General features: G+C 60.3%; 31 protein-coding genes. 19 read left to right on the top strand and 12 right to left on the bottom strand.

Translation table 11 applies throughout. The features are described from left to right. Positions 1-107 precede the first annotated feature (107 nt). Both IU397_RS00345 and IU397_RS00340 read left to right on the top strand, forming a co-directional pair. Positions 108-1,274, top strand: coding sequence for a M20 aminoacylase family protein (locus tag IU397_RS00345; protein ID WP_204409392.1), 1,167 nt, complete (start codon positions 108-110; stop codon positions 1,272-1,274). Next, positions 1,271-2,212 carry an acetamidase/formamidase family protein gene (locus IU397_RS00340; protein WP_204409390.1) on the top strand — a complete coding sequence of 314 codons (942 nt, stop codon included), beginning with the start codon at positions 1,271-1,273 and terminating at the stop codon, positions 2,210-2,212. Before IU397_RS00345 ends, IU397_RS00340 begins: the two co-directional genes overlap by 4 nt. Here IU397_RS00340 and IU397_RS00335 read toward each other — a convergent pair. After that, positions 2,209-2,976 carry a class II glutamine amidotransferase gene (locus IU397_RS00335; protein WP_204409388.1) on the bottom strand — a complete coding sequence of 256 codons (768 nt, stop codon included), beginning with the start codon at positions 2,974-2,976 and terminating at the stop codon, positions 2,209-2,211. The two genes, IU397_RS00340 and IU397_RS00335, sit on opposite strands and share 4 nt — an antisense overlap. Before the next feature lie 17 nt (positions 2,977-2,993). Next, complete coding sequence (locus IU397_RS00330) at positions 2,994-3,239, bottom strand: DUF6356 family protein (protein WP_204409386.1); 246 nt, start codon at positions 3,237-3,239, stop codon at positions 2,994-2,996. A 106-nt stretch (positions 3,240-3,345) separates the two neighbouring features. Between IU397_RS00330 and IU397_RS00325 the strand changes: the two genes are divergently transcribed. The 3 genes from IU397_RS00325 (at position 3,346) to IU397_RS00315 (ending at position 5,382) form a co-directional block, all read left to right on the top strand. Then, complete coding sequence (locus IU397_RS00325) at positions 3,346-3,810, top strand: Lrp/AsnC family transcriptional regulator (protein ID WP_204409384.1); 465 nt, start codon at positions 3,346-3,348, stop codon at positions 3,808-3,810. A gap of 85 nt (positions 3,811-3,895) precedes the next feature. Beyond that, positions 3,896-4,537: a thiopurine S-methyltransferase gene (gene tmpT / locus IU397_RS00320; protein ID WP_204409382.1), complete on the top strand. Its 642-nt coding sequence runs from the start codon at positions 3,896-3,898 to the stop codon at positions 4,535-4,537. 389 nt (positions 4,538-4,926) lie between these two features. Next, positions 4,927-5,382, top strand: a complete 456-nt coding sequence (locus tag IU397_RS00315) for a hypothetical protein (RefSeq protein WP_204409381.1) — start codon at positions 4,927-4,929, stop codon at positions 5,380-5,382. A gap of 461 nt (positions 5,383-5,843) precedes the next feature. Here the strand turns inward: IU397_RS00315 and IU397_RS00310 are convergent, their stop codons facing one another. The 4 genes from IU397_RS00310 to IU397_RS00295 form a co-directional block, all read right to left on the bottom strand. Then, on the bottom strand, positions 5,844-6,491 hold the full coding sequence (locus tag IU397_RS00310) for an RluA family pseudouridine synthase (RefSeq protein ID WP_204409379.1): 648 nt from the start codon (positions 6,489-6,491) through the stop codon (positions 5,844-5,846). Between the two features lie 148 nt (positions 6,492-6,639). Further along, positions 6,640-7,257, bottom strand: a complete 618-nt coding sequence (locus IU397_RS00305; RefSeq protein ID WP_204409378.1) for a LysE family transporter — start codon at positions 7,255-7,257, stop codon at positions 6,640-6,642. Further along, positions 7,254-7,709 (bottom strand): GAF domain-containing protein, encoded by a 456-nt coding sequence (locus IU397_RS00300; protein ID WP_204409376.1) that lies wholly within the window; start codon positions 7,707-7,709, stop codon positions 7,254-7,256. The genes IU397_RS00305 and IU397_RS00300 overlap by 4 nt, the downstream gene beginning before the upstream one ends. Beyond that, a complete protein-coding gene (locus IU397_RS00295; RefSeq protein ID WP_204409375.1) occupies positions 7,706-8,863 on the bottom strand; it encodes an acetyl-CoA C-acyltransferase in 1,158 nt (385 codons plus the stop codon). Before IU397_RS00295 ends, IU397_RS00300 begins: the two co-directional genes overlap by 4 nt. 88 nt (positions 8,864-8,951) lie before the next feature. Between IU397_RS00295 and IU397_RS00290 the strand changes: the two genes are divergently transcribed. The 3 genes from IU397_RS00290 to IU397_RS00280 all read left to right on the top strand — a co-directional run bounded on the left by IU397_RS00290 (position 8,952) and on the right by IU397_RS00280 (position 11,776). After that, complete coding sequence (locus IU397_RS00290) at positions 8,952-9,296, top strand: STAS domain-containing protein (RefSeq protein ID WP_204409374.1); 345 nt, start codon at positions 8,952-8,954, stop codon at positions 9,294-9,296. Positions 9,297-9,307: 11 nt separating this feature from the next. Beyond that, complete coding sequence (locus IU397_RS00285; protein ID WP_204409373.1) at positions 9,308-9,796, top strand: ATP-binding protein; 489 nt, start codon at positions 9,308-9,310, stop codon at positions 9,794-9,796. 399 nt (positions 9,797-10,195) lie between these two features. Next, positions 10,196-11,776, top strand: coding sequence for a gamma-glutamyltransferase family protein (locus tag IU397_RS00280; protein ID WP_204409372.1), 1,581 nt, complete (start codon positions 10,196-10,198; stop codon positions 11,774-11,776). A 3-nt stretch (positions 11,777-11,779) separates the two neighbouring features. On the opposite strand, the gene IU397_RS00275 is transcribed toward IU397_RS00280, so the two are convergent. Together IU397_RS00275 and IU397_RS00270 are read right to left on the bottom strand one after the other, a co-directional pair. Further along, positions 11,780-12,370 carry a phospholipid-binding protein MlaC gene (locus IU397_RS00275; protein WP_204409370.1) on the bottom strand — a complete coding sequence of 197 codons (591 nt, stop codon included), beginning with the start codon at positions 12,368-12,370 and terminating at the stop codon, positions 11,780-11,782. Beyond that, a complete protein-coding gene (locus IU397_RS00270) occupies positions 12,360-13,076 on the bottom strand; it encodes a VacJ family lipoprotein (protein ID WP_204409368.1) in 717 nt (238 codons plus the stop codon). Before IU397_RS00270 ends, IU397_RS00275 begins: the two co-directional genes overlap by 11 nt. Positions 13,077-13,266: 190 nt before the next feature. Between IU397_RS00270 and IU397_RS00265 the strand changes: the two genes are divergently transcribed. The 6 genes from IU397_RS00265 (at position 13,267) to IU397_RS00240 (ending at position 19,136) form a co-directional block, all read left to right on the top strand. Next, positions 13,267-15,003 (top strand): type I secretion system permease/ATPase, encoded by a 1,737-nt coding sequence (locus IU397_RS00265; protein ID WP_204409366.1) that lies wholly within the window; start codon positions 13,267-13,269, stop codon positions 15,001-15,003. A 50-nt stretch (positions 15,004-15,053) separates the two neighbouring features. Next, the gene (locus IU397_RS00260) at positions 15,054-16,319 is read left to right on the top strand and encodes an HlyD family type I secretion periplasmic adaptor subunit (RefSeq protein WP_204410538.1); all 1,266 of its coding nucleotides are present in this window, start codon (positions 15,054-15,056) and stop codon (positions 16,317-16,319) included. Positions 16,320-16,392: 73 nt separating this feature from the next. Continuing rightward, positions 16,393-16,866, top strand: a complete 474-nt coding sequence (locus IU397_RS00255) for a RidA family protein (protein WP_204409364.1) — start codon at positions 16,393-16,395, stop codon at positions 16,864-16,866. Next, positions 16,863-17,615, top strand: coding sequence for a glycerophosphodiester phosphodiesterase family protein (locus IU397_RS00250; protein WP_204409362.1), 753 nt, complete (start codon positions 16,863-16,865; stop codon positions 17,613-17,615). The genes IU397_RS00255 and IU397_RS00250 overlap by 4 nt, the downstream gene beginning before the upstream one ends. A 52-nt stretch (positions 17,616-17,667) precedes the next feature. Further along, positions 17,668-18,852 (top strand): GNAT family N-acetyltransferase, encoded by a 1,185-nt coding sequence (locus IU397_RS00245; protein WP_204409360.1) that lies wholly within the window; start codon positions 17,668-17,670, stop codon positions 18,850-18,852. Continuing rightward, positions 18,849-19,136 (top strand): 4a-hydroxytetrahydrobiopterin dehydratase, encoded by a 288-nt coding sequence (locus IU397_RS00240; RefSeq protein WP_204409358.1) that lies wholly within the window; start codon positions 18,849-18,851, stop codon positions 19,134-19,136. Before IU397_RS00245 ends, IU397_RS00240 begins: the two co-directional genes overlap by 4 nt. A 32-nt stretch (positions 19,137-19,168) precedes the next feature. On the opposite strand, the gene IU397_RS00235 is transcribed toward IU397_RS00240, so the two are convergent. After that, a complete protein-coding gene (locus IU397_RS00235) occupies positions 19,169-19,657 on the bottom strand; it encodes a peroxiredoxin (protein ID WP_204409356.1) in 489 nt (162 codons plus the stop codon). Between the two features lie 81 nt (positions 19,658-19,738). On the opposite strand from IU397_RS00235, the gene IU397_RS00230 reads away from it, so the two are divergent. The 3 genes from IU397_RS00230 to IU397_RS00220 are packed head-to-tail and all read left to right on the top strand — an operon-like array spanning position 19,739 to position 21,708. Continuing rightward, a complete protein-coding gene (locus IU397_RS00230) occupies positions 19,739-20,941 on the top strand; it encodes an NAD(P)/FAD-dependent oxidoreductase (RefSeq protein ID WP_204409354.1) in 1,203 nt (400 codons plus the stop codon). Then, positions 20,941-21,516 carry a 16S rRNA (guanine(966)-N(2))-methyltransferase RsmD gene (gene rsmD / locus IU397_RS00225; RefSeq protein WP_204409352.1) on the top strand — a complete coding sequence of 192 codons (576 nt, stop codon included), beginning with the start codon at positions 20,941-20,943 and terminating at the stop codon, positions 21,514-21,516. The genes IU397_RS00230 and rsmD overlap by 1 nt, the downstream gene beginning before the upstream one ends. An 18-nt stretch (positions 21,517-21,534) precedes the next feature. Then, positions 21,535-21,708 (top strand): hypothetical protein, encoded by a 174-nt coding sequence (locus IU397_RS00220; RefSeq protein WP_204409350.1) that lies wholly within the window; start codon positions 21,535-21,537, stop codon positions 21,706-21,708. On the opposite strand, the gene IU397_RS00215 is transcribed toward IU397_RS00220, so the two are convergent. From IU397_RS00215 to sfsA, 3 genes are all read right to left on the bottom strand, one after another. Next, on the bottom strand, positions 21,709-22,749 hold the full coding sequence (locus tag IU397_RS00215) for a TRAP transporter substrate-binding protein (protein WP_204409348.1): 1,041 nt from the start codon (positions 22,747-22,749) through the stop codon (positions 21,709-21,711). An 88-nt stretch (positions 22,750-22,837) separates the two neighbouring features. After that, entirely contained in the window at positions 22,838-23,650 is an 813-nt protein-coding gene (map, locus tag IU397_RS00210) for a type I methionyl aminopeptidase (RefSeq protein WP_239479513.1), read from the bottom strand. Between the two features lie 69 nt (positions 23,651-23,719). Continuing rightward, entirely contained in the window at positions 23,720-24,436 is a 717-nt protein-coding gene (gene sfsA, locus IU397_RS00205) for a DNA/RNA nuclease SfsA (protein ID WP_204409344.1), read from the bottom strand. 48 nt (positions 24,437-24,484) lie between these two features. Between sfsA and IU397_RS00200 the strand changes: the two genes are divergently transcribed. Both IU397_RS00200 and IU397_RS23755 read left to right on the top strand, forming a co-directional pair. Next, a complete protein-coding gene (locus tag IU397_RS00200) occupies positions 24,485-25,216 on the top strand; it encodes a molybdopterin-binding protein (protein WP_204409342.1) in 732 nt (243 codons plus the stop codon). Further along, a complete protein-coding gene (locus IU397_RS23755) occupies positions 25,213-25,923 on the top strand; it encodes a GNAT family N-acetyltransferase (protein ID WP_204409340.1) in 711 nt (236 codons plus the stop codon). The genes IU397_RS00200 and IU397_RS23755 overlap by 4 nt, the downstream gene beginning before the upstream one ends. Positions 25,924-25,931: the final 8 nt, after the last annotated feature.

The raw sequence follows: 25,931 nt of genomic DNA, 5'->3' as shown, positions 1-25,931 counted from the left end.
ATCAAACATTTTTTCTCGCTCACAGAATGTCTTAGGCTGGAAACGACTTGCACGTTAACGTCATACGAAGTGCGACATGAGCGCAAACCCCTCTGACAGGAGCCTCCATGCCCATCCGCAATCGCTTTGCCGAACTGCATACCGACATCACCGCGTGGCGGCGGGACATCCATGCCCATCCGGAGTTGCAGTATGACACGCCGCGCACCTCGGCGCTGGTGGCTGAGAAGCTGCGCGACTTTGGCTGTGACGAGGTGGTCACGGGCATTGGTCGCACCGGCGTCGTGGCGCTGATCCATGGCAAAACCCGCACTTCGGGCAAGACCATCGGCCTGCGCGCTGATATCGACGCGCTCCCGATCCTTGAGGCGACGGGCGCACCCCATGCCTCCACCATCCAGGGCAAGATGCATGCCTGCGGCCATGACGGCCACACCGCCATGCTGCTGGGCGCCGCGCAATACCTGGCCGAGACCCGCAATTTCGACGGCACCGTGGCAGTGATTTTCCAACCCGCTGAAGAAGGCGGCGCAGGCGCCGAAGCCATGGTCCAGGACGGCCTCATCCCCCGGTTCGGTATCAGCGAGATCTATGGGCTGCACAATTCCCCCTACCTGCCCTTCGGTCAGTTTGCGATCCGCGAAGGCGCGTTCTATGCCGCCGTCGACAGCTTCAAGATCCAAGTTCACGGCAAAGGCGGCCACGCGGCCCGCCCCCATGTGACAGTCGACACGACCCTCGCCGCCTCGGCCATCGTCATGGCGCTGCAATCCGTCGTCTCCCGCAACACCGATCCGCAACAACCGCTCGTCGTCTCGGTCACGTCGCTGCAAACGGAAACCGACGCCTTCAACGTCATCCCCGAACACGCCACCTTGCGCGGCACTGTCCGCAGCTTTGACATGGAGCTTCGTGCCCAGACGCTCGACCGCATCCAGGCCGTCGTCGACCTGACCGCCCAAAGCTACGGCGCGACCGCCACCTTCAGTTTGGAGGAAGAGCCCTACCCGGTCATGACCAACCATCCGGATGAGACGCAGCACTGCGCCGCCGCCGCCCGCAATGTGGCGGGCGTGTGCGACACCGACATCCCCCGGACCACGGGCGGCGAGGATTTCGCCTATATGCTCCAAGCCTGCAAAGGCGCCTATATCCAACTGGGTGTCGGGGACGGTCCCGGCCTGCATCACCCGGAATACGACTTCAATGACGAGGTGATCCCCATCGGCTGCTCCTACTGGGTCACACTCGCCGAAAGTCGCCTGGCACCATGACCGCCCCCGTTGTCGAGGCCGCGCCCGAAACCTGCCACTGGGGCTATTTCGACGCGACCCGCGCGCCGGTCCTAACGGTCGAAAGCGGGGCGGAAGTCACAATCCGCACGGTCTCTGGCCCGCCCCAGGTCCTGCCCGGCCCCGGCTTCCATGTCCCGCCCGAATTGCTGGCGATCCACGCCGCGGGCCCGCCGCCCCTGCCCGGCCATATCCTGACCGGCTCCGTGGCCGTCACAGGCGCACAACCTGGCGATGTCCTGCAGGTTGATATCCTAGACGTGCAGCTTCGCCAGGATTGGGGCTACAATGTCATTCGCCCACTCACCGGCACCCTGCCCGATGATTTCGACGAGACACACCTGACCATCCTGCCCCTTGATGCCGACCGGGGTATCGCCACCCTACCCTGGGGGCTGGAACTGCCGCTCGCCCCGTTTTTCGGGGTCATGGGCGTGGCCCCGCCGCCCGGCTGGGGGCGCATCTCTACCATCGAGCCGCGCAAACATGGCGGCAACCTCGACAATAAGGAACTTGTGGCAGGCACCACCCTCTACCTGCCAGTCCATGCCGAGGGCGCGCTCTTTTCCTGCGGTGATGGCCACGGCGCCCAAGGCGATGGTGAGGTCTGCGTGACCGCCATCGAAACCGCCCTCGAAGGGCGCTTCCGCCTGACGATCCGCCGTGACCTGGATCTCGACTATCCCCAGGCGGAGACCGTAACTTACCTCATCACCATGGGCATGGCCCCCACCCTTGACCGTTGCGCTGAAATGGCCCTCCGCCACATGATCACGCTCATCACCCAGCGCAGCGACCTCACGAAAGCCCAAGCCTATATGCTTTGTTCGCTCGCCGCCGATCTGCGCGTCACCCAGACCGTGAACCGCGAAAAAGGCGTTCATATGATGCTGCCGAAAACAGCACTCGCCAAAGCCTAGGCCGCCAGAGTCTGCACGCGCTGGACGATACCGTCGACCGTCAGGATCGTTCCTTCGGCCACGGGCTCCCATGCGTGGGGCAGCCCATCGATGGGTTCAGACGCCACGACATGGCCGCCAGCCCCGGCCTCGCGCCCCACATACAGCGACGGGCTGCGCCGATCGCTGGAATGGCGAAAGGCAATGACACGCGCACCATCCGACAACGCACAGGTCAACCGGGTAGGTTCAATGCCCGATCCCTGCAAGTCGACAATATGCTGAACAGTCCGCTGGATCGCCGCGTAGGGATCGTGCTCCAGCCCGTGGGACAGCAACAGCAGAAACAACAGCTCCGAATCCGTGGTCCCCTGGCAGGCATGGTACAGCGCATCGGGCAGGCTCTCCTCCAACGCGCGCCGGATCCGCAGGAAATCTCCGATCCGTCCGTTATGCATGAACGACCACGCCCCGAACGTGAACGGATGGCAATTCACCCGCAGCGTCCGCCCGATGGTCGACGCGCGGACATGGGCCAGAAACAGGCGCGATTCCACCAGGCGGCAGAAATCCGTCAGGTTCCCGTCCGACCAGGCCGGCAGCACGTCGCGGTACAATCCAGGGCGCACCTGTTCGGCATACCAGGCCACACCAAACCCGTCACCATTGACGGCCAACTTGGCCTCGGTTGCGTTATGGCTTTGCTCCAGCAACGAATGAACAGGCAAAACAACGACCCGCTCCAAAGGGATCTTCGGGCCAATATAGGCAGTAAATCGACACATCTTTTGGAGTTCACCACCTAGTCCGTGCTCTGGCGGCGGGTCAGGTCGTCATGCATCGCACGGATGCACCGGCTGGCCGTGGTCTCGCACAAAGCCGGAACAACCGCGTGGATCAGCGCCGCACCACCGGCCACGAACAACCTCCCGGAAAAGCGTAAGGCAAAGCCGAAATGCTGCCAGTAACTTTCGCCAATGCTGGCCGGGTGATCTGTGAACGCCGCCAGCACAGCAGGGCGTTTCGTCTTGGTGATATCGGTTGGCATGCAGCATCTTCCTTTGTGGACCATTCGGCACGGATATCACGGCCAAAGGCAGCATATGTCCCAATCGAGGTTTAATATTACCGATTGATGAGATAAAATCCCATCAATGGATCAGATCATTGACGAAACAGACCGTAGAATCCTGAATGTGCTGCAGAACGATGCCGCCATCAGCATGGACCTGCTGTCAGAGCGGGTGCATCTCTCCCGCAATGCCTGCTGGCGCCGTGTCCGGCAGATGGAACAGCGCGGCATCATCCGCCGCCGCGTCGCGCTGGTCGATCCGGCCTCCGTCGACCTGTCCCTGCTGGTCATCGTCATGATCCGCACAAGCGCCCATAACCCGGACTGGCAGGCCAGGTTCGAAGCTGCCATCCACGCCTTGCCCGAAATAATCGGCGCCCATAGGATGAGTGGCGATCTGGATTATGTCCTGCGCGTCCGCGTGGCCGACGTACCGGGCTATGATCACTTCTATCAGCGGCTTATTGCCCGCGTGCCCATCGCAGACATCTCCGCCAGCTTCGTCATGGACGATATCAAAGACACCACCGCCCTCCCCGTGCTATAATAAACGCGACGCCAAAGGGACGGTGGGCGGGGCGATGTGCGCAGCACGAGCGTCGTCCCCGTCCAAGCCCAAAACGGACACGCCCATGGAAGCTCAGTTCTGGTACGACCGGTGGACCAACAACCAAATCGCCTTCCATCAACACGAAATCAACGCGCTGCTCATCGCCCATCTCCCGGCGCTCGCCCTGCCTGAAAACGGCCGCATCTTCGTCCCGCTCTGCGGCAAGACACGCGATATCGGCTGGCTTCTGTCCCAGGGCTACCGCATCGCGGGCGCCGAACTCAGCACAAGGGCAATCGAAGATCTCTTCCAGGATCTGGGCCTCACATCGGCCCGCAGCCAGACCGGCAGGCTCGAACGGTTCAGTGCCCCTGGCATCGACATCTTCGCGGGCGACATCTTCGATCTCAACGCGGCGACCCTCGGCCCTGTCGATGCCAGCTTCGACCGCGCCGCCCTGGTGGCCCTACCTCCGGATATGCGCCCGCGCTACACCCGCCACCTGACCACAATCACAGCCAACGCCCCGCAACTGCTGATCACCTTCGAATATGACCAGACCGTGATGGACGGCCCGCCCTTCTCCCTCTCCACCGAAGAGGTCACGAACCATTACAGCGCCGCCTACACCCTGACCAACCCAGCCCGGGTCAAGGTCAGAGGCGGCCTCAAAGGCAAATGCCCCGCAACCGAGGTTGCGTGGCTCCTGGCGCCGAGAGTGTAACGCTCCCTCCAATCAGGGCAAATGTTGTATTTTTAAGTGATCATACGCCCATCTTCATCTACCCTCCAAATCCCATCACTTTTTAGAAAAACTGTCATGAAAAGATTTATGAAGCGGACACTTCTTTCCAGCTAACGAAAGAGCCGTCCCCAGACGAGATCCATGACATATTTTTGGGGCACTGCACTTCTGATCGCTTTGGTTGCCCCGCTAAGCCTCCATGCCGCAACCTGCAACCTGAACAGAACACAGTTCCGGTACACCATGCTGGACTGTGACCCGATTTTTTCGGCGACCGACAATGTCAGGGTCACCGTTCCCGCTGCGAGGCCGTCCGCGCCCAAGTCAATCCATCCCGCGTAGACATCCGAAATGAAGGCACCGTCGGATTGGTCGATCCGTCGGTCGAGGATGCGGATGGCGTCCAGTTTGCGACGGGCGGTCTGTCGAATGATGGAATGATCACCGGTAGCGAGGATGGCGTCGAATTCGTCGAGGATACGGTGTCGAATCCTGACGAAGAGGCCGTCATTAGATCAACAGCATCCGAGAGTTCCAACAGTAGCGGCGTCAAAATTAGTGCCATTTACAACGACGGTATCAATCCCGAACGTCCCGGTGGACCCGTAACTATCCTAAACGAAGGGCCAATGGTCATTCGCTCGGAAGAGGGCTCAACATCCGCCGTTTTAACTCGAACTCCGGGACGCGGTGGCACCGCTGTTCAACTGGCCGAAAGCCAAGGCAACAGCCTAATAAATATCGCTGGGGATCGCCGGATCCTAGGCGATATCGTATTCGGCGGCGGTAATGACATGTTCCGGATCCTCTCCACCTCCGTCTAGCAGAGTGAAGCTGACCTCCACGCGATTCACCGATGGTCTCATCGATGGCGGTGCGGGGAATAACACTGTCGATATCGGCTTCGGGCCTGGCCTCGAAGAGGTGGTCGGCCCCGACGTGTCGGAAAATGGCCAGGTGGATCTGTCTCTCCTGAACGACGGCGAGGTCATATCCGGCACCTTCGTGAATTTCGACTTTTGGCAAGTAGACGGACAGCGCTTTCGGACCTCCGCATTCCAGGACTTGGTTGACCCGACCCCGGCCATCATCCCACTTCCGGCCAGCATACTGCCGATGCTTGGTGCCGTCAGTGGACTTGGCGGGCTCGGCTCCACGCGCCGCAAGCCGCCACGCCGATTTCGGATCGGGCGACCCCGTTGCCCGATCCGGCCAGCGCCGCGCGGCGCGTATGCATGGGATATGTATGGAATACATATTGGTTCTGTATCGCGTGTTCGCGACCTCAAAACGGGCAGTCGGCCCGAAACCTCATCCCCTTGCCACCATCGGGATGGCGCAACCGCAACTCCAATGCATGCAGCATCAGACGCGGAAAATTCCGCGCGGCCCCGGTCGCATAGAACGGATCGCCCAGGATCGGATGCCCGATCTCCCGCAGGTGAACCCGTAACTGATGCGACCGCCCGGTTTGCGGCATCAGTCGGACCCGCGTCTCCCCCTGCCCCACCTTCAAAACGCTCCAATCCGTAATCGCCTGTTTGCCATTTTCATGATCCACCATCTGCAGTGGGCGATTGGGCCAATCGACGATCAGGGGCAGGTCGACGGTTCCTTTACGCGCGTCAAATTCCCCCCAAGCCCTTGCAACATATGCCTTTTTGATCTGCCGTTTCTCGAATTGCAGGCCCAGATGCCGCTGCGCGTGTGGGGTCAGTGCAAAGACCATGACGCCCGATGTGTCCCGGTCCAGCCGGTGGACCAGCAGCGCCTCGGGGAAGGCCGCCTGCACCCGCGCCAGCAGGCAATCGGCCAGATGGACCCCCTTGCCCGGCACGGACAAAAGGCCAGACGGCTTATTGGCCACAAGGATCTCATGGTCCTGATGAACGATCTCCAGCGGCGTCTCTGGGGGGTGATACTCCGCCGACATCACCGTTGCGGCAGCCCCTGATTGATCCGACAGCAGGGAGTAGTCCCGCGGGCATGGCCTAATGACCTCTCAGCCATACGAAACCGGATAACCCCTTGAAGAAAAATGCAAGTACCGTTAAAGCCCATTGCCTATGGCTCCTCTTTATTCAGGCGCGGCTCGGCCAAGCCGTCGCGCCCAGCGCTATTCCATAGACCACGAAACACCCCGCCATCACGCGCCTGACCCATAGGTTAAGGACTGCGCCCAAGGCAAGTTTGCCCAAACCTGCGCCCAAAGCCGTGTAGCCTGTGTAACTCAATGCCGTGATCGTCAATGCCGTTGGCATGATCATCCCCATCTGGTCCCAAATCGGGATCTCGGGCTGAACAAACTGAGTAAAAGCAGCAAGATAACCGGCAACACTCTTGGCATTGATCGTCGCAATCGCCAGCGCCTGACCATAGACATGCCGCCCCGTCAAAGCCACCCGCACCGGCTGCCCGGCCCGCATCCAGCCCCGCAGACCCAGCCAGATCAGGAACGCCGCCCCAATGAGCTTGGCCCAGAAAAATGCCGCCGGGGCCGCCACGATCAAAGCCGTGACCCCAGCCGCTGACAGCAACAGAAAGGCCGTCGCCTGCGTCAAAATTGCAGCAACACCCCACATCGCGCGGCCAAATGGCAGGATCATGCCATTTTGGATGCAATTCACCGCATTTGGCCCCGGCGTCGTCACGAACAGCACCCAGAACAGCGCAAAGACTGCCCAGCCGTCGAAACTCACGCAGCGGCCTTGAACGTCGCCGTCAAGATCCTGCTCAACGCGGTCGCATCCGTCTGGGTAAACGCGGCCGGTTGGTCGCTGTCGATATCAAAGACGGCCAGCAAACCATCCTGCCCGAACACCGGCAAAACCAGCTCCGACCGGGTGGAAGAGGCGCAGGCGATGTGGCCCGGAAACGCCTCCACATCATCGACCAGTTGCACCTCGCCCGTCCGCGCAGCAGCCCCGCAAACCCCTTTGGAGAAAGGAATTTTCAAGCAACCATGGCCGCCTTGATAAGGTCCGATCTTGAGCATTTGGGGCCCCGTGACGCGGTAGAACCCGGTCCAGTCAAAGCGCTCATCACTGTGGTGAACCTCGCAGGCCACGGTGGCCATCAGGGCAACGGCGTCGGTCTCACCTTCCGTCAGGCTGGCAATGGTTCCTGCCAAGACGGCATAGTCGACCATCATGGACGCTCAATCGCGATTGCCGCGCCCTCGCCCCCACCGATGCAGATGGCCGCCACGCCACGTTTCAGATTATGTGCCTCCAAGGCATGGAGCAGGGTCACGATAATCCGCGTCCCCGACGCACCAATGGGATGACCCAGGGCACAGGCCCCACCATTCACGTTCACAATCTCGGGGCTCAGGCCCATTTCATGCATGAAGGCCATGGGAACGACGGCGAACGCCTCGTTCACCTCCCACAGGTCAACGTCCGCGACGGACCACCCGATCCGGTCCAGCAATTTTTGCGCTGCGGGCACCGGCGCGGTGGTGAACCAGCCGGGTGCCTGGGCGTGGCTGGCATGGCCCAAAATGCGCGCGCGCACGGTTTCGGCGCTGTCGGCCGCCTGGACCATCAAAGCTGCCGCCCCGTCTGAGATACTGGAGGCATTGGCCGCCGTCACCGTCCCATCGGGCCGGAAGGCGGGTTTCAACTGGGGAATCTTGTCAGGCCGGGCATTGCCGGGCTGCTCGTCAGCGGCGACCACGGTATCACCTTTGCGCCCCTTGACCGTGACGGCCACGATTTCACTGTCGAAGGCGCCAGAACTTTGCGCCGTCTGCGCCCGGGTCAGCGAGCGTAAAGCATAGTCATCCTGCGCCTCCCGGGTGAACTGGAACTTTTCGGCACAATCCTCGGCAAAGGTGCCCATCAAGCGACCTTTGTCATAGGCGTCTTCCAAACCGTCCAGAAACATCGAATCCTGAACATTCTGATGCCCGATCCGCGCCCCGCTCCGCATTTTCGGCAACAGATACGGGGCGTTGGTCATGCTTTCCATGCCACCTGCAACCACTGTACCGGTCTGGCCCAACGCAACCTGATCGAACGCCATCATGGTGGCTTTCATGCCGGAGCCGCACATCTTGTTGAGCGTCGTGGCGGGCACGTCCTCACCCAGTCCGGCGGCGAAACCGGCCTGCCGCGCCGGGGCCTGACCCTGCCCCGCAGGCAGAACGCAGCCCATCAAGACCTCGACCGGGGTCGTGTTGGATTGATCCAGAACCGCGCGGATAGCCGCACCACCCAATTGCGGCGCATCAAGGGAGGAGAACGCGCCCTGAAAAGCCGCCATCGGCGTGCGTGCCGCACCCGAGATCACAACATCGCGCATGGAGACATCCTATTGTTTGTGGACATGAAACCCGTTGGTAAGGATTGGCCGCTACCTTCACCTTATCGCAAGAGGAAGGGAAGCCTTGATGCAGTTGACCACCGAGGTTCACGATACCCTGATGATCGTGCACATGCAGGCCGATCGTTTGGACGCGGCTGTCGCCATCGAGTTCAAGGATAATATGCGCCAGATCGCGCAGGGTGGGCCGGCCCGCGTCGTGCTTGACCTGAGCGAAGTTCAGTTTCTTGACAGTAGCGGCTTGGGCGCGGTTGTCGCCTCCATGAAACTTCTGGCACCGGACCACCGCCTGGAATTGGCGGGATTGACCCCAACGGTCGCCAAAGTGTTCAAATTGACCTGCATGGACAGGGTTTTCGCTATCCACGAAACCTCCCAAGGGGCCGTTGCGAGCGCCAGCGACGTTGCGTGAAAGATGCGCAGATGCAACCGTCACGCGATGTGACTGACCATCAGGGGGACAGGTGTCTGACCGATCAGCCAGATCAGGTGCCGACGCAGATTGAGCGGCAGTTGCAAAGCAATGCACAGGATGTCCGCCAGACGTTGACGGACCTGTTTGCAGAATTGCGTGCCAGCCAGATCGGCGATGATGCGCTCGCCACAGCCGAAACGGTGCTGGCAGAGGTACTCAACAATGTTGTTGAGCACGCCTATGAAGAGCGCGACGGTGGAAAGATCTTTGTCACGATCGCGGTGGATAACCTTGGTCTGTCTTGCACCGTCGCTGATCACGGTAAGGCGATGCCCAATAATGAGGTCCCAGGAGGCGCCGCGCCGGACGCATCCGGCCCATTGGAGACATTGCCAGAGGGCGGGTTCGGGTGGTTCCTGATCCATTCGCTGACCGAGGATCTGACATACACCCGGTTGTCATCGCAAAATGTGCTGAACTTTCGCCTGCCGCGTTAGTCAATTTTGCCTTGCGGTGAGGCGGATCCCAAGCCGTTGCGAAGCTGACAAACAACGGGCAGCCAACCGCGCAGCGGGAGATCCGAGCGGCATCTCAATGCCCATGTCACCGCGCCTGGGCAGCGGAATTTGGGTCGGGACCAGACCGAAAATTCAGTCAGATGGAGCCATCAAATCGACTGGGTGATAGGGCGCGCCCGAACTTTGCCCCATTCTCACCTTACCGCTGCCGCGCAATATCGGAATAGTGGAGATGTAGCTGCATAGCTTCCCTCGGCGCCGCGCTTTTTAGCCCCCACCCAGCGTGCGGCGTCGAGGATCAGCTTCTCTCATCACCATGCTCCCTTGCCCTCGCCAGACCGCTGCTTAATGTGGCGCCATATGCCAAGCGAGGATCCCATGCGCGACTTTCAAACACCAGGCCGGTCGGCCGTCTACGCCGTCAACGGCATGTGCGCGACATCGCACCCATTGGCCACGGCAACTGCCATCGACATCCTGAAGCAAGGCGGCAATGCCGTGGATGCAGCCATTGCAGGATCGGCGTTGTTGGGCCTGTGTGAGCCGCAAATGACCGGTCTCGGCGGGGATTGCTTTGCCCTGGTGAAACCGGCCGGATCAGAAACGGTCGTGGCGCTGAACGGATCCGGGCGGGCGCCAGCAGGCATGCAGTCCGCGGCGTTGCGGGCCCAGGGCCATGCCGTCATCCCCGACAATTCCGCCCATGCAGTGACTTTGCCTGGCGCAGTTGATGGCTTTTGCCAGTTGTCCGAACGGTTTGGAGCCCTCGACCTTGGTCAATGCCTTGCGCCTGCAATCGCCTATGCCGAAAGTGGCGTGCCGGTGGCGCCCCGTGTTGCGTTCGATTGGGCCGTCGCAGCGGACCGGCTGCAGGAAACTGCGCGGGACCGCTACCTGATCAACGGGGCTGCTCCCCGGGCGGGTCAGGTCTTTCGAGCGCCCGACCAGGCGGAGGTTCTGCGCCGGATCGCGGCCGAGGGGCGCGACGGATTTTACACCGGAGAGGTGGCAGAGGATCTGTGCGCAGCTTTGACGGATGCCGGAGGGCCACATACACTGGATGACCTCGCCCAAACCCGCGCCACATGGGAGACACCTATCGAAGGGCCCTATCGCGATCTTCAGATTGTCGAACATCCGCCAAATAGCCAAGGCACGGCGGCGCTGCTGCTGGCGGCCATTCTTGCAGAGTTTGATCTGGGTGCCATGGATCCGATGTCAGCAGAGAAGCTGCATATCGAGGCAGAAGCCCAAAAATTGGCCTATGACGCGCGCAATCGCATCGTGGCAGATGCCGATCACATGGCAAATGTTGAGCAATTGCAACGGCCCAGCCTGGCAAAAGAGCTTGCCGGGCTGATCGATCCGAACCGCGCCATGGCATCCGCCAAACAGATCAGCGAGGCGGTGCACAAGGATACGATTTACATCACCGTGATCGACAAAGACAGGATGGCGGTATCGCTGATCTATTCGATCTTCCACAGCTTTGGGTCGGGCCTCGCCTCAAAAAAATTCGGGCTGTTGCTGCATAATCGAGGGGCAGGTTTCACGCTGGAAGCCGGACATCCGAACGAGGCTGCCCCAGGCAAACGCCCGATGCACACGATCATTCCGGGCATGTTGCGCAAGGGTGGCAAAATTATTGCCCCTTTCGGCGTCATGGGCGGGCAATACCAGGCTGCGGGTCACGGGCGGTTTGCCAGCAACCTGGTGGATTACGGCATGGATATGCAGACAGCGCTTGATGCGCCGCGCGCCTTTGCGATTGACGGCCAGTTCCAGTTGGAACGGGGCTATGGTGATGACATCCGCGCCAAATTGGCGGACAAGGGCCACCGCGTGGTGACTCCCGAAACAGCGATTGGCGGCGCACAGACGATCCGGATCGACCACGATCTTGGCATTCTTGAGGGGGCCTCTGACCCGCGCAAGGATGGCTGCGCGCTTGGATATTAGAGCCTAGATCGAGCGTAGGTCGCGAGCCAGGCGATCAATATCGCCGCCGCGCCGGTCCAGCAAAGCGCCAATTTCCGATCGCTCGGTCAACAGCAAGTTCACGCCTTCGATGAACATGTTCACGAAAAGCGGGCGACCGGTGCGATCAGACAATTGGAACGTCACATTGTAAGGCGGCTGCCCGCGCAGATAGGCAACGGTTTGGACCTCGTACACGGATTTGACCTTGCGCGCGCCTTTGACCTCAAGCCGCCCACCGATGAATTCCCGGAACCGGCGACCGTATTTGCGCGAGATATACGTCTGGAAAGATTTGGTGAATGTGCTGAGCTGCGATTTGGACGCCCGCCGCCGATCCGCCCCCAAAGCGTATTGCGCCATAAAGGAGGTATCGGCGTAGCTGGCAAAAATGCGTTCGAACTTGCCGATTTTGGCTGATTCAGAGCTGCCATCACCAATCACGCGGTTCACATCTGCCACGAGACGTTCCACCTGCGCCTGGGCGCCATTACTGGTCAACGCCGCAGCAGGACCCACGAGGGTTGCTGCGCCGATCAGACCAAGCGCGGTGCGACGGGGGATATTATTCAACATCAAATTCCTCGAACGGGTCAAAGGCCTCATCCTCACTGGCTTGTCCGCCAAGCTCGAACCGGCGGTTTTGCAGATAAAGCAGCCGCGCCTGGGCGTAGCTGTCAGCACTTTCATATAGGATCGAATCGACAGTATCCGAGAACTGAAAGCGATCACCAACCGTTGAACTGGCCCCGGCCACGTTCGCCGTGATCTGAAAATCATCACTTCCCAGGGACCGGATCGGGTTCAACGCCGCGTCGACGACGATGCCCAAGGTGTCGCGTTCGGTCGACGGGCCAAGGAACGGAAGCTCAAGATAGCGCCCCTCGCCCGATCCCCAGACATGGAGTGTTTCGCCAAAATCGGTGTCGCGTTTTTCAAGGCCCATTTCGGTGGCCGGATCCAGCACACCGGCCAAACCGAAAATACCATTCACGAAAAAGCGAAAGGTATTGTGGGCAGCGTCTTCAATCCGACCCTGCAACAGATCATTAATGACCAATCCGGGTTGATCGAGATTCGATGCAAAATTTGATACGAACAATTGCGCAGGTCCAACCGCGCCACCGTACCTTTTTGAGACGGGCCGCAAGACCTTTTGATCAACCTTGCGATTGAAATTGTGCACTTTGCGGTTTCTCGCCTCTAGCGGATCATAGACAGAACCACTGGAAACAGGGGGATTTGCACATGCTCCGGTCAACAACACGATGGCAGTTGCCATGATAGGGCCGAACCGATGAGTAACGTCTAGAAACAATGGATTGTCCGTTCGCTTCGTCGTAAGGGACATTGGCGAAGAAAAAGGACGCCTGTCCCGATCAATTGATTTGCAACGTAGCGTTGCAACGGAGCAGGAACAAGGTGCGCGCCCGGAACCGGCGAAACGTGGCGCGCATTCAAGGAGGGGCGGAATGGCCACACCAGATACCGAGCGCGGCATAGCGGAACTGCGCGACGCGCGGGCCAAGGGCAAATCCCTGTTCAGATCGGCCTTTGTCTTCTCGATATTCGTGAATATCCTGATGCTGACCGGTCCGCTTTTCATGTTGCAGGTCTATGACCGCGTGCTGGGCAGCCGGTCCGAAGCGACGCTGATCGCCCTTTTTGCCCTTGTCGCGTTTTTGTACCTTATGATGGGTATTCTGGATTACGCCCGTGGTCGGGTCACGGCGCGGGCTGCAGCCAAGTTTCAATCCCTGCTGGATAGACGTGTGTTTTCGGCAGTGTTGCGGGCCGAAGCCGTCAAGCCGGGCACGGAGGGCGTTGCGTCCGGGTTAAGCGATCTGGAGGTTGTTCAGCGGTTCATGGGCTCACCGGTTCTGCTGGCCTTCTTTGACATGCCCTGGACGCCAATTTTTCTAGCAGCGCTCTTTATCTTTCATCCCTGGTTGGGGATTTTGGCGGTTGCCGGTGGATTGATTCTCGTTGCGATCTCGATCATGAACCAGGTGATGACGCGCGCTCCCGCGCTCGAGGCGGCGGGGCTGGGTCAACGGGCCAACAGCATGGCCGACCATATGCGCCATGAAGCCGAGATGGTGCAATCCCTGGGCATGCGCGGTGCCACGTTCGAGCGTTGGCATCAGGCGCGCGGCAAGGCGCTGACCACCAGCGTGAATGCTGCGGATAAGGCCGGTGGTTTCACCGCCACGACCAAAACCCTACGTCTGTTTCTGCAATCCGCCATGCTGGCTTTGGGTGCCTATCTGGTGCTGCAAGAACAACTGACGCCCGGCGCGATGATCGCGGGTTCGATCCTGATGGGGCGTGCCCTGGCCCCGATCGAGATGGCGATTGGGCAGTGGGAATTGATGCAGCGGGCCAGCAAAGGCTGGAAAAACCTGTCGCGATTGCTGTCGGACGTGCCTGAGGAACGCCCGCGCACGCCGCTGCCCAAACCGCGTGCGATTCTTGAGGTGCAGCAGGCCACTGTTGTGCCCCCCGGGGAAACGCAGGCGTCCTTGCGGATGGTCAGTTTCAAGCTGGGTGAAGGAAAAGCGCTGGGGGTGATCGGGCCGTCTGGTGCGGGTAAATCGACCCTCGCCCGGGCCCTGACCGGTGTCTGGCGCACGGCCGGCGGCAAGATCCGACTGGATGGGGCCGCACTCGATCAATACGATCCGGATATTCTGGGCAGCCATATCGGCTATCTGCCCCAACGGGTGACATTGTTCGACGGCACAATTGCAGAAAACATCGCCAAACTCAGCCCAAACCCCGATGCACAGGCCATCGTCGCCGCGGCCAAGAAAGCGGCCGCCCATGACATGATCGTCAAACTGCCGCAGGGCTATGACACCCAGGTTTCGATGGCGGGCGGGCGGCTGTCCGGCGGACAAATCCAACGGATTGGTCTCGCCCGTGCGCTTTATGGCGATCCGATGATTTTGGTACTGGATGAGCCCAACTCCAACCTCGACAATGAGGGGTCAGAGGCGTTGAACCGCGCCATCCGGCAGATGAAAACCGAAGGTAAGTCGATTCTGATCATGGCTCACCGCCCGGCCGCCATTCAGGAATGTGAACTGCTTCTTGTGCTGGATGGTGGTATGCGCAAGGCGTTCGGTCCGCGTGACGAGGTGCTGCGCGAAATGGTGAAGAACGCCAATGAGATCAGCCGCGCCCAAGGACAAGGAGGTGTATCGTGAACGACAAACCCAGAGGCGCGAACGAGGCTTCGCTGAACCCCCGTTTCCCCATGGTCGTGGGTTTTATTGCGCTGTTCCTTTTGGTCGGCGGTTTCGGGACCTGGTCGGTGGTTGCCAACATCTCGGGTGCGATCATCGCGGGCGGTCAGATCGAGGTGGAGCAGAACCGCCAGGTCGTTCAGCATCCCGATGGCGGCGTGGTCGAGGAAGTGTTGATCCAGGAGGGCGATGTCGTTATGGCGGGCGATCCGTTGATCCGCTTGGAAGATCAGCTGATCCGTTCGGAACTGGCGATTGTCGAAGGGCAGTTGTTTGAGCTGATGGCACGGTCTGGCCGCTTGAAAGCCGAGCGGGACGGAATTGAGACCATCGTCTTTGAAGACGAATTGCACGAATTGAACCAACTTCGCGACGATATTCAGGGGCTGATGGACGGGCAGACCCGCCTGTTTGAAGCGCGTCTTGAAAGCGCCGAAAAGGAGGCCGATCAGCTAGCGCGCCGGGCCGAACAGATTCAAAGCCAGATCGTTGGCATCGATGCGCAGCGCGAGGCGCTGACGACCCAGCAGGAACTGATCGCGCAGGAGCTGTCCGACCAGCAGACATTGCTGGAAGGCGGATTGACCCAGGCCAGCCGCGTGTCGTCGCTGCAGCGGGAAGAAGCGCGGCTTTTGGGCACAATCGGAGAGCTTTTGGCCTCCCGCGCAGAGGCTGAAGGCCGCGCCACCGAAATCGAGATCGAGATCCTGAAATTGGGGACTGGACGCCGCGAAGAGGCAATCACCCGGTTGCGCGATCTGGAATACAGCCAGGTCGAATTGTTGGAACGCCGGCAATCGCTGAAGGAGCGTCTGGTCCGGCTTGAGATCACGGCGCCCGTTTCGGGCATTGTCTACAGCCTGTCGATCACCACACCGCGTTCGGTTATCAAGGCGGCAGAGCCGGTTTTGTATCTGATCCCACAGGACCGCCCGCTGGTGATTGCCGCCCGGGTCGAGCCGATTCATGTTGATCAGATCTTTGTCGGGCAGGACGTGGTGCTGCGATTCTCGGCCTTCGATGCCAATGACACGCCGGAACTGGACGGAACGGTTATGAAAGTATCCGCCGACGCGTTCCTGGACGACCGGACACAGATTTCCTATTATCGGGCTGAAATACATCTGCAGCCAGGCGAGATTGATAAGCTGGAAGGCCAGTCGATCATTCCCGGCATGCCGGTCGAATCATTCATCCGGACCGATGACCGGACGCCCATGGCTTATCTGATCAAACCCTTCACCGACTACTTTAACAAGGCCTTCCGCGAAAGCTGATTGCGGATCTGTTTCGACGGTTTCACTACCGCCGAAATCCCCCTACCCTGCCCGCAAATCAGGGGAGAATCCTATGTCGGGAACGATCGAGACACGTCTATCAGAGCTTGGGGTGAAACTGCCGGAGGCGGGCACAGGCCCCAAGGCGGCCGGAAATTATCTGCCTTTCGTCATCTCAGGCAACCTTGTCTTTGTGTCGGGCCAGATCAGCCAAACACCGGACGGACTGATCACGGGCAAGCTGGGCGCTGAGTTGGATATAGACGCGGGTGCTGAGGCGGCAAAACACTGCGCCATTGCCCTGTTGACGCAGGTCAAGATTGCGTGTGATGGTGATTTGGACCGGCTGGTGCGTGTCGTGAAACTGACGGGCTTTGTCAACTCGACCCCCGATTTTCCCGACCAGCCCAAGGTGATCAACGGCGCGTCGGATTTTCTGGTCGCCACCCTTGGCGATGCCGGTCGCCACGCCCGCGCTGCCGTAAGCGCAGGCGCGCTGCCTTTGAACGTCGCGGTCGAGATCGAAGGCATCTTCGAGATTAAATGACCCTGCCACAGATCTTTCTGGATCGCCCAGTCGCCCATCGGGCCTTTCACGATGCGGCGCGGGGGCGGCCGGAGAACTCAATCGCGGCAATCAAAGCCGCCATCGATGCAGGCTACGGGATCGAGATTGATCTGCAGCTATCGGCGGATGACCAGGCGATGGTTTTCCACGACTACGACCTAAGCCGTTTGACAGGCGTTAAGGGGCCGGTGCGCCAACGGACCAAGCGTGATCTGGCGGCGATCACGCTCAGCGGCGGCAGCGATGGCATTCCGACCCTCGTTGACGTGCTTGCGCTGGTCGCCGGTCGCGTCCCTTTGCTGATCGAGATTAAGGATCAGGACGGAGCGATGGGCCCCGATGTCGGCACGCTCGAACAGGCGGCGGTGACGGCACTTGCCGATTACGCGGGTCCGATTGCGCTCATGTCGTTCAATCCTCACAGCGTTGCGGCCCTGGCAGAACTAGCGCCGGGCCTGCCCCGTGGTCTCACCACCTGCGCCTATGGCGCGGCCGATTGGCCGTTACTGCCAAAGGACGCGCGCGACCATCTGCGCCAGATCGCGGATTTTGACCGCACCGGCAGCACGTTCATCAGCCATCACGCCAATGACCTGACCGCGGACCGCGTGCAGGCGCTTAAGTCGGCGGGCGTTCCTATCCTATGTTGGACCATCCGGTCGCCTGAAGAAGAGGCAACCGCCCGGCGGATCGCCGACAATATCACCTTCGAAAACTATCCCGCTTGACCCGGACGGGCCCTGCGCCACTTCTCTTTCAAGTTTTTCAGATCAGAGCAAAATGACCCAAACCCAGATCGAGATCGAGGTTGTGGACAGCCTGTCCGCCATTCCGTCAGAGACATGGGATGCCTGCGCGGCGCCCGAAACCGCGGATGGTGGCGCCCCGCTTGATCCGTTCACGACCCACCGGTTTCTGAAGGCGCTGGAAGATAGCCGGTCCGTCGGCGTAGGCACAGGCTGGCAACCGTCTTACATCGTTGCGCGCCAAGGCGACCTGATCATCGCCGCGGCCCCGCTTTTTGCCAAGAACCACAGCCAGGGCGAGTATATCTTCGACCATTCCTGGGCCCATGCGTATGAGCGGGCAGGAGGGCGTTACTATCCGAAACTGCAGGTTGCCGTGCCTTTCACCCCGGCCACGGGACGACGGTTCCTGTGCCGTCCGGGCCATGAAGAGACGGGGATGGCCGCGCTGACCCAAGGCGCTGTGCAGGTGGCGGCGCAAAACCAGATCAGCTCCCTTCACATCACATTTTGTACCGAGGCCGAGGCAGAGGCCGGTGCCCAGATGGGCCTGATGCATCGCCGGTCACAGCAGTTCCATTGGGAGAATCCAGGCTACGAGGATTTTGATGGTTTCCTCGCCTCCCTCAGTTCTCGCAAGCGCAAGAATATTCGCAAGGAACGCGCGACGGCGCAGGCATTCGGCGGACAGTTGATTCGGCTGACAGGCGATCAGATCGAGCCGCAGCATTGGGATGCATTCTGGAGGTTCTACCAGGATACGGGCGCACGCAAATGGGGCACGCCGTACCTGACCCGCGCGTTTTTTGACCGCGCGCAGGAGACATTGCGGGATGATATGCTGCTGGTCCTGGCCGAACGAGACGGGGCCTATGTGGCGGGCGCGCTCAATTTCATTGGGCGCGAGACCCTGTTTGGTCGCTACTGGGGTGCAATCGAAGATCATCCCTGCCTGCATTTCGAGGTATGCTATTATCAGGCCATCGACTATGCCATCACCCACGGATTGCGCCGGGTTGAGGCAGGCGCACAGGGCGAGCATAAGCTGGCCCGCGGCTACCTCCCCGTCTCGGTCCATTCGCTGCACTGGGTTGGGGATCCGGGGTTTCGCGATGCGATATCCGAATTTCTGCAAGCCGAAGCCTGTGCAGTCGACCAGGAGATTGAGATCCTGACCAGCTATGGCCCGTTCAAGAAGACAGGAACCGAAGACACATGACCGAACAGCTAAAAGACCGCGCTGCACTGACGCCCTTGCTGGAGAACGGGTGGAGCCTGGATGACAGCCGCGATGCCATTGTCAAAGAATTCGTCTTTGGTGACTTTATCGAGGCTTTCGGCTGGATGACCCGGATCGCCATCATCGCGGAAAAGATGAACCACCATCCCGAATGGTTCAATATCTACAAAACCGTTACTGTCACGCTCACCACCCATGATTGCGACGGGTTGAGCGCATTGGACGTCAAGCTGGCCACACGGATGGACAAGCTGGCCAAATGACGGGGCGCGCCGTAAAGCGCGCCCATTGAACCTTAGATCGCGTCCAGCAGGGCCTCGCCGCCCGAAATCTCGCACTGGCCTGGGCTTTCCTCCAGGTGCAACGCCTTCACGACGCCATCTTCAACCAGCATCGCATAGCGGCTGGACCGCGCGATCAAACCGGCGGGCGGTGCGCTGAAGTTCATGCCGATGGCGGTGGTGAACGCGCTTTCGGCATCGCCCAGCAGGGTTAAGCCGGCTTCGGTCGCCCCAGTGGCCTCACCCCAAGCCTTCATCACAAAGGGATCGTTGACGCTGATGCAGATGATCTCGTCCACACCCTTGGCGGCGAACTGGTCCTTGGTCCGCATAAAGCTCGGCACATGGGCCGAATGACATGTCGGGGTAAAGGCGCCCGGGACAGCGAACAACACGACCTTGCGGCCCTTGGTCAGCGTGCCCAGCTCCACCGCCTCCGGCCCCGCCTCACCCAGTTTCGTTAATGTTGCCGCTGGCAAACTATCCCCTACGGAAATCGCCATCATCGCCCCCTTGGTTGATTGCAAGTTATGTCCGCCCGCATATAGGCTGTTCCCCTGGGACTGACCACCGGGAAGGGCGCAATGGGCCATGTAATTGTAGTCGGCGGAGGACAGGCGGGCGCATCCTGCGTCGCCAAGCTTCGGCAGTTGGGCTCCACCGACGAGATCACCGTGATCGGGGCGGAAGCCGTCCCCCCCTACCAGCGGCCGCCGCTTTCCAAAAGCTACCTGCTGGGAGAGATGGAGCGAGAGCGGCTCTTCTTGCGACCCGAGCAGTACTACGCCGATCAAGGGATCACACTGCTATTAGGAGAGGCTGCATCGCATATCGACCGCTCGGCGCAGACCGTGACCGTCGGCGATCGTCAACTGACCTACACGACACTGGTTCTGGCCACGGGATCCAGCGCACGACGGTTGCCCGATAGCGTCGGCGGGGGATTGTCCAATGTTCACGTGGTGCGGGATTTGGGGGATGTTGATGCCATGGCACCGGCCTGCCTGCCGGGCAAGCGGGCGCTGATCGTCGGAGGCGGCTATATCGGATTGGAAGCCGCGGCGGTGGCGGCCAAGGTCGGGATGAAGGTCACCTTGGTCGAGATGGCGGACCGCATTCTGCAACGTGTGGCAGCACCCGAAACGTCAGACTATTTCCGAGCGATCCACCGGGCCAATGGCGTTTCGATCCGTGAGGGCATCGGCTTATCGGGATTAGTCGGCAACCGCGCAGTAACCGGTGCCAATTTGACCGATGGCAGCCATGTGGAATGCGATCTGGTGATCGTGGGGATCGGCATCTCTCCCAACGTTGATCTGGCCCGACAGGCTGGCCTGACCGTCGATAATGGCATCGCCACTGACGTATATGGCACGACCTCTGATCCCAATATCTATGCGGCGGGGGATTGCGCCAGTTTCCCTTGGCAGAAAGGAAGGATGCGTCTGGAAAGCGTGCAGAACGCGATTGATCAGGCAGAGACCGTTGCGGCCAACATCATCGGTCCCCGGCTGCCCTATGTGCCCAAACCATGGTTCTGGTCCGATCAATACGATATCAAGCTGCAGATTGCCGGGCTGAATACTGGATATGACCGCGTTGTGGTGCGCGAAGGCGACGGCCGATCCCACTGGTATTACGCTGGCCCCACGCTTTTGGCGGTGGATGCCATGAATGATCCGCGCGCTTACATGGTGGGTAAGCGCCTGATCGAGGCGAACCGCTCCCCTGATCCCGCAGAGATCGCGGATGGTAAAAGCGATCTGCGCGCCATGCTCAAAGCCTAATGCGGATCATCGCGGGTCGGTTCGGCGGGCTGCGATTGGCCGCTCTTGGCAAGGGAGATGCTGGCGCGCATCTTCGTCCGACGCCTGACCGGGTCCGTGAGAGCCTTTTCAGTCTGCTCGTCTCATCCTGCGGTGATCCGGTGCCCGATGCGCGGGTGTTGGATCTGTTCGCGGGATCGGGCGCACTGGGGCTGGAGGCTTTGTCGCGGGGCGCAGCGCATGCCGTTTTCGTGGATAGCGGCGGCCTCTCAGCCCGATTACTGAATGAAAACATCAGCAAGACCCGAACCACCGACATTACTCAAGTGATCAAACGAGATGCGACCAAGCTGGGAGAATGCGCTGGTGAGGGGTTCGATATGATCTTCCTCGACCCGCCCTACGGTAAGGGATTGGGCCTAAAGGCGCTGACCGCGGCTCACATGGGAGGCTGGATCAATCACGGCGCCTGTATTGTCTGGGAGGAGAATGTACCGCAAGAGCCGCCCCCCGGGTTCACCTTGGCTGATCACCGCCGATACGGAGACACTAAGCTAACAATACTCTTCCGTGACGGCACCGATGGTGTTGACTGAACGCCTAGGAGAAACGCTATGGCTGAAAACACCCTGCCTTGGGCATTAACCGCCGCGCCGACGGCGATACGACACCAACCCCCGCGCAAACGCACTGGTCCGGTCTTGATGGGCGATATCAATGCGGCGGTCGGCGACACCCCACTGCTGTTGCTGCTTTGGCGGCAGTGGGAAGAGCAGACCAAAGACTGATCAATTGGCCGCGGCGGTGCCTCGCGCGCCTTCGACCGCCGCTTCGACATCCGCGACAAGGCCAGTCCCGTCCAGCCCTTTGGCTTCGGCTTCGGCGATCCATTCGGCGGTCACCTCTTCGGCCAGGGTCCGAATGCGGACAGTCTCATCATTGCTGAGTGTGACGATGTTGTTGCCAGCGGCTGCGATGATCTCCAACCCCTCGACATCACCGACATCATGGGCACGGCCTGCAAAGGCGCTCGTTTCAAGACCGGAATTTGCATCAATCACAGCCTTCAGGTCATCGGGGAGGCTGTCATACTTGGCCTTGTTCATCGCCCATATGAAATAAAGGTTGTACAGCGAGTAGTCCCCCGCCACTTCGGTATGGCTGTCGGTCAATTGATCCAGCTTCAAAGAGGGCGCAATCTCCCACGGGATAACCCCACCATCGACGATCCCCTTGCTCAATGCCTCTGGGAAGGCGGGCACAGGCATCCCCACCGGCGTGGCACCCAGCTTTTTCAACAACGCCGTGGCCGGGCGGGACGGGCCCCGCAGCTTCAGCCCGGCAAAATCCTCCAGTTTTTCAATCGGAGTACCCTTTTTGTGGACCACACCCCGACCATGGAGGTGCGCGGCGATCAGATGAACATCGCGAAAGTCATCCATCAAATGCTTTTCGGTAAAGCTCCACGCGGCGCGGCTGGCCTCCTCAGCGTTCTTGGTAACCATGAAGGGCAGTTCCAATGCCTCCGCCTCGGGCACCCGACCCGGCTGATATCCCGGGATCACCCAGCCGCCATCGATTACACCATCACGGATCAGGTCGTATTGGCTGGGAGCCTTTCCGCCCAGTTGCATGAAAGGATAAATCTCGATCTTGATGCGTCCGCCGCTTTCCTCCTCAACCTTCTTGGCCCAAGGCTCGATAAAGTATTTCGGGTTAGCGGAGTTGGGCGAGACGAAGTGCTGAAACCGCAACGTGATCTCTTGGGCCACGGCTCCGCTTGCAACAAAGACAATGGCCAATAGGGCAAGAACGGCACGGCAGATCATGGTGGCTCTCCAACGGAACAAACAGTTGGAAAGGCTGATAAGATGCGCGCGTGGGAGGTACAAGAGCTTACGGCAAACGCCTTGGTGATCAGCTTGTATATGTCGGGTGAAATACTCCGGCAGGCGACAGCGTAAAGATGTCGACGCCGTCAGACGTCACACCGACCGAATGCTCGAACTGCGCCGACAGGGATTTATCGCGGGTCACGGCTGTCCAGTCGTCGGCCAGCACCTTGGTCTCCGGACGGCCCAGATTGACCATGGGTTCGATCGTAAAGAACATGCCTTCTTCGAGGGTCGGACCAGTGCCCGCCCGCCCGTAATGCAGAACGTTCGGCGGCGCATGGAACACCCGGCCCAGACCATGGCCACAAAAATCGCGTACGACCGACATGCGCTGTGCTTCAACATAAGACTGGATAGCATGCCCGATATCGCCAAAGGTGTTGCCCGGTTTAACCGCCTCGATCCCCAGCATCAGGGCGTCATGGGTCACTTCAATCAGACGTTCGGCTTTGCGCGGCAGTTTTCCGGCGACATACATCCGGCTGGTATCGCCATACCAACCGTCCACAATGACGGTGACATCGATATTCAGTATATCGCCGTCTTTCAGCAACTTGCCACCGGGGATCCCGTGGCAAACGACGTGGTTCACACTGATGCAACTTGCGTGCTGATAGCCCTTATACCCAATCGTGGCCGAGGTGGCGCCCGCGTCGTTCACCATTTGCTCGATCGCTTTGTCGATCACGCCGGTGGTCTGCCCGGGAAAGACGAGCGGTGCCAGTTCATCCAGGATATGCGCAGCCAGATGGCCCGCTGTGTGCATACCCGCAAAATCATCCCGATTGTAAATCCGGATGCCGTCTCGGGTCAGATGTCCGCCGGTATTGTCCAAGGGTAGAGATCCAGTCCTCATATTCAGGCGGGAATATAATGCGACCGGCAGAGAATTGCCAGACGGAGGTCAAGCCTGCGGCGACGGATCGACCGGTAACGCTGCGCCAAATGTCACGCCGGATCGGTCAATATTCGTGCCATAGCACAGCATCTCGACCCCGCGGGACCGCGCCCTGTCAAAAGCTGCGGCGTAAGTTGGATCAAGATCCGGTGCCATGCGCAACCGCGCGCAATCGGTTCGCTGCACCAGGTACAACATCACAGCGCGGTGCCCGGCCTCGACCATGTTGCCCAATTCGTCCAGGTGCTTGGCCCCCCTGGCGGTCACGCTGTCGGGGAATTCAGCCCAATCATCGCTCCGCCGCAGATGAACGTTTTTCACCTCCACATAGGCATCGGGCAGATCCGGTTCGGTCAACAGGAAATCCACCCGGCTGCGCGTGCCGTATTTCACCTCTGGCTTCACGGTGCCGTACCGGGCCAATGGTGCGACCATGCGCGCGGTCAGCGCCTCCTTTACCACCTTGTTGGGGGTGGCTGTGTCGATTCCGGCCCAATGGCCGCCGGGCAGTTCACATAGGCGCCAGCCATAGCGCAGCTTGCGTTTGGGATCGTCATTCGGTTCAACCCAGACACGCAGTCCGGGCTCTTTCAATCCCATCATCGAACCGGGATTGGGGCAATGGGCCGTCACCTCATTCCCACTTTCCAACTGAATATCGGCCAGAAACCGATTGTACCGGCGCAGCAGATGTCCGGAAATAAGGGGGGTTTGAAAGCGCATGACAGGGGGCCTATACCGCTGCAGATGACAGGGCAAGGAGTACACGACATGGCCAATCCGACCGCGGCAATGCTGGTTATCGGGGACGAGATCCTGTCAGGCCGCACGCGCGACGCCAACATGCATCACCTTGCCGGTCAGTTGACCGAACGCGGGATTGACCTGCGCGAAGTGCGTATTGTGGCCGATGATCCCGATGCGATCGTGGAGGCAGTCAATGCCCTGCGCCTGCGGTGGACCCATGTCTTTACCTCGGGCGGCATCGGTCCCACCCATGATGATATCACCGCCGATTGCATCGCAGCCGCGTTCGATGTGTCCATTGATATCCGCGACGATGCCCGCGCGCTGTTGGCCGCGCATTACGCCAAAACCGGATCCGAATTGAACGACGCACGCTTGCGCATGGCCCGCATCCCCGCCGGGGCCGTGTTGATCGACAACCCTGTATCGGTCGCACCGGGCTTCACAATCGGCAATGTCCATGTGATGGCAGGCGTTCCCAAGGTCTTTCAGGCGATGGTCGCGACAGTGCTGGCGCATCTGACGGGCGGTGCGCCCCTTTTGTCTCGCAGTCTTCGGGTCGAACGGGGCGAGGGTGACATTGCCGGGCCTTTGGGTGTGCTGGCAGCCGAATATGCGGACCTGTCCTTTGGGTCCTACCCCTTCCAGCGTGACGGGGTCTTTGGGGCCAATATCGTTGTCCGCGGGACGCAAGCTGATCGCCTGCAACACGCCATGGCGGGACTGTCCACGCTGTTCCCCGAGGGGGTGGAGTGACCGCAACCGAACTCTACCACACGCTCGACCGGACCTGGCCTGCGGCCCGCACTGTCCAAGTGAAGGGTTGGACCATTCGCGAAGGCCAGGGCGGCGGCAATCGTGTTTCCGCGGCCACGGTTGATGCACCAAAGGCCGATGTCGCGGTCATGGAACAGGCCCAGGCTGAGCTGGACCAGCCCGCGGTGGTGCGGGTTCAGCACGGGGACGACGCGATAGACGATCAACTGGCCAGCCAAGGCTACATCAAAAAAGATGAAACCCTTTTGATGGCCGGACCGGTGGCGCAAATCATCGAGAATCCCCCACCCGTCACGGCATTTACCGTGGCATGGCCCCCACTGCATGTGCAGACCGAACTTTGGGCCATGGGCGGCATTCACGCCCCGCGTATTGCCGTCATGTCCCGGGCGCAGGGGGCGAAATGCACGTTGATGGGGCGCCTCCATGACCAGATTGCAGGCGTTGGTTTTGTGGCATGCGACGGTGAAACCGCCATGGCGCATGCAATTGACGTGCATCCGGATTTTCGTCGGCAGAACTTGGCACGCAACATGATGCGGGCAGCTGCGATCTGGTCCCAAGATCAAGGGGCTGGCACATTATGTGTTGCTGTGACGCATGCCAATACAGGGGCACGCGCACTCTATACTTCCCTCGGCATGCGGACCGTGGGACACTATCATTATAGGCAAAAGCCCCAGTGACCTAACCA

It is taken from the genome of Actibacterium sp. 188UL27-1 (assembly GCF_016901225.1).
Classification (GTDB): Bacteria; Pseudomonadota; Alphaproteobacteria; order Rhodobacterales; family Rhodobacteraceae; genus 188UL27-1.
Note: the sequence above shows the minus strand (reverse complement) of the source record. Positions and strands in the feature narration are given on the sequence as shown.

Excerpts from the sequence above, each read along its gene's own strand:
- IU397_RS00345 (WP_204409392.1), top strand. The coding sequence starts at position 108 with ATGCCCATCCGCAATCGCTTTGCCGAACTGCATACCGACATCACCGCG.
- IU397_RS00340 (WP_204409390.1), top strand. The coding sequence starts at position 1,271 with ATGACCGCCCCCGTTGTCGAGGCCGCGCCCGAAACCTGCCACTGGGGC.
- IU397_RS00335 (WP_204409388.1), bottom strand. The coding sequence starts at position 2,976 with ATGTGTCGATTTACTGCCTATATTGGCCCGAAGATCCCTTTGGAGCGG.
- IU397_RS00330 (WP_204409386.1), bottom strand. The coding sequence starts at position 3,239 with ATGCCAACCGATATCACCAAGACGAAACGCCCTGCTGTGCTGGCGGCG.
- IU397_RS00325 (WP_204409384.1), top strand. The coding sequence starts at position 3,346 with ATGGATCAGATCATTGACGAAACAGACCGTAGAATCCTGAATGTGCTG.
- tmpT (WP_204409382.1), top strand. The coding sequence starts at position 3,896 with ATGGAAGCTCAGTTCTGGTACGACCGGTGGACCAACAACCAAATCGCC.
- IU397_RS00310 (WP_204409379.1), bottom strand. The coding sequence starts at position 6,491 with ATGTCGGCGGAGTATCACCCCCCAGAGACGCCGCTGGAGATCGTTCAT.
- IU397_RS00300 (WP_204409376.1), bottom strand. The coding sequence starts at position 7,709 with ATGATGGTCGACTATGCCGTCTTGGCAGGAACCATTGCCAGCCTGACG.
- IU397_RS00295 (WP_204409375.1), bottom strand. The coding sequence starts at position 8,863 with ATGCGCGATGTTGTGATCTCGGGTGCGGCACGCACGCCGATGGCGGCT.
- IU397_RS00290 (WP_204409374.1), top strand. The coding sequence starts at position 8,952 with ATGCAGTTGACCACCGAGGTTCACGATACCCTGATGATCGTGCACATG.
- IU397_RS00285 (WP_204409373.1), top strand. The coding sequence starts at position 9,308 with ATGCAACCGTCACGCGATGTGACTGACCATCAGGGGGACAGGTGTCTG.
- IU397_RS00280 (WP_204409372.1), top strand. The coding sequence starts at position 10,196 with ATGCGCGACTTTCAAACACCAGGCCGGTCGGCCGTCTACGCCGTCAAC.
- IU397_RS00275 (WP_204409370.1), bottom strand. The coding sequence starts at position 12,370 with ATGTTGAATAATATCCCCCGTCGCACCGCGCTTGGTCTGATCGGCGCA.
- IU397_RS00270 (WP_204409368.1), bottom strand. The coding sequence starts at position 13,076 with ATGGCAACTGCCATCGTGTTGTTGACCGGAGCATGTGCAAATCCCCCT.
- IU397_RS00265 (WP_204409366.1), top strand. The coding sequence starts at position 13,267 with ATGGCCACACCAGATACCGAGCGCGGCATAGCGGAACTGCGCGACGCG.
- IU397_RS00260 (WP_204410538.1), top strand. The coding sequence starts at position 15,054 with ATGGTCGTGGGTTTTATTGCGCTGTTCCTTTTGGTCGGCGGTTTCGGG.
- IU397_RS00255 (WP_204409364.1), top strand. The coding sequence starts at position 16,393 with ATGTCGGGAACGATCGAGACACGTCTATCAGAGCTTGGGGTGAAACTG.
- IU397_RS00250 (WP_204409362.1), top strand. The coding sequence starts at position 16,863 with ATGACCCTGCCACAGATCTTTCTGGATCGCCCAGTCGCCCATCGGGCC.
- IU397_RS00245 (WP_204409360.1), top strand. The coding sequence starts at position 17,668 with ATGACCCAAACCCAGATCGAGATCGAGGTTGTGGACAGCCTGTCCGCC.
- IU397_RS00240 (WP_204409358.1), top strand. The coding sequence starts at position 18,849 with ATGACCGAACAGCTAAAAGACCGCGCTGCACTGACGCCCTTGCTGGAG.
- IU397_RS00235 (WP_204409356.1), bottom strand. The coding sequence starts at position 19,657 with ATGGCGATTTCCGTAGGGGATAGTTTGCCAGCGGCAACATTAACGAAA.
- IU397_RS00230 (WP_204409354.1), top strand. The coding sequence starts at position 19,739 with ATGGGCCATGTAATTGTAGTCGGCGGAGGACAGGCGGGCGCATCCTGC.
- rsmD (WP_204409352.1), top strand. The coding sequence starts at position 20,941 with ATGCGGATCATCGCGGGTCGGTTCGGCGGGCTGCGATTGGCCGCTCTT.
- IU397_RS00220 (WP_204409350.1), top strand. The coding sequence starts at position 21,535 with ATGGCTGAAAACACCCTGCCTTGGGCATTAACCGCCGCGCCGACGGCG.
- IU397_RS00215 (WP_204409348.1), bottom strand. The coding sequence starts at position 22,749 with ATGATCTGCCGTGCCGTTCTTGCCCTATTGGCCATTGTCTTTGTTGCA.
- sfsA (WP_204409344.1), bottom strand. The coding sequence starts at position 24,436 with ATGCGCTTTCAAACCCCCCTTATTTCCGGACATCTGCTGCGCCGGTAC.
- IU397_RS00200 (WP_204409342.1), top strand. The coding sequence starts at position 24,485 with ATGGCCAATCCGACCGCGGCAATGCTGGTTATCGGGGACGAGATCCTG.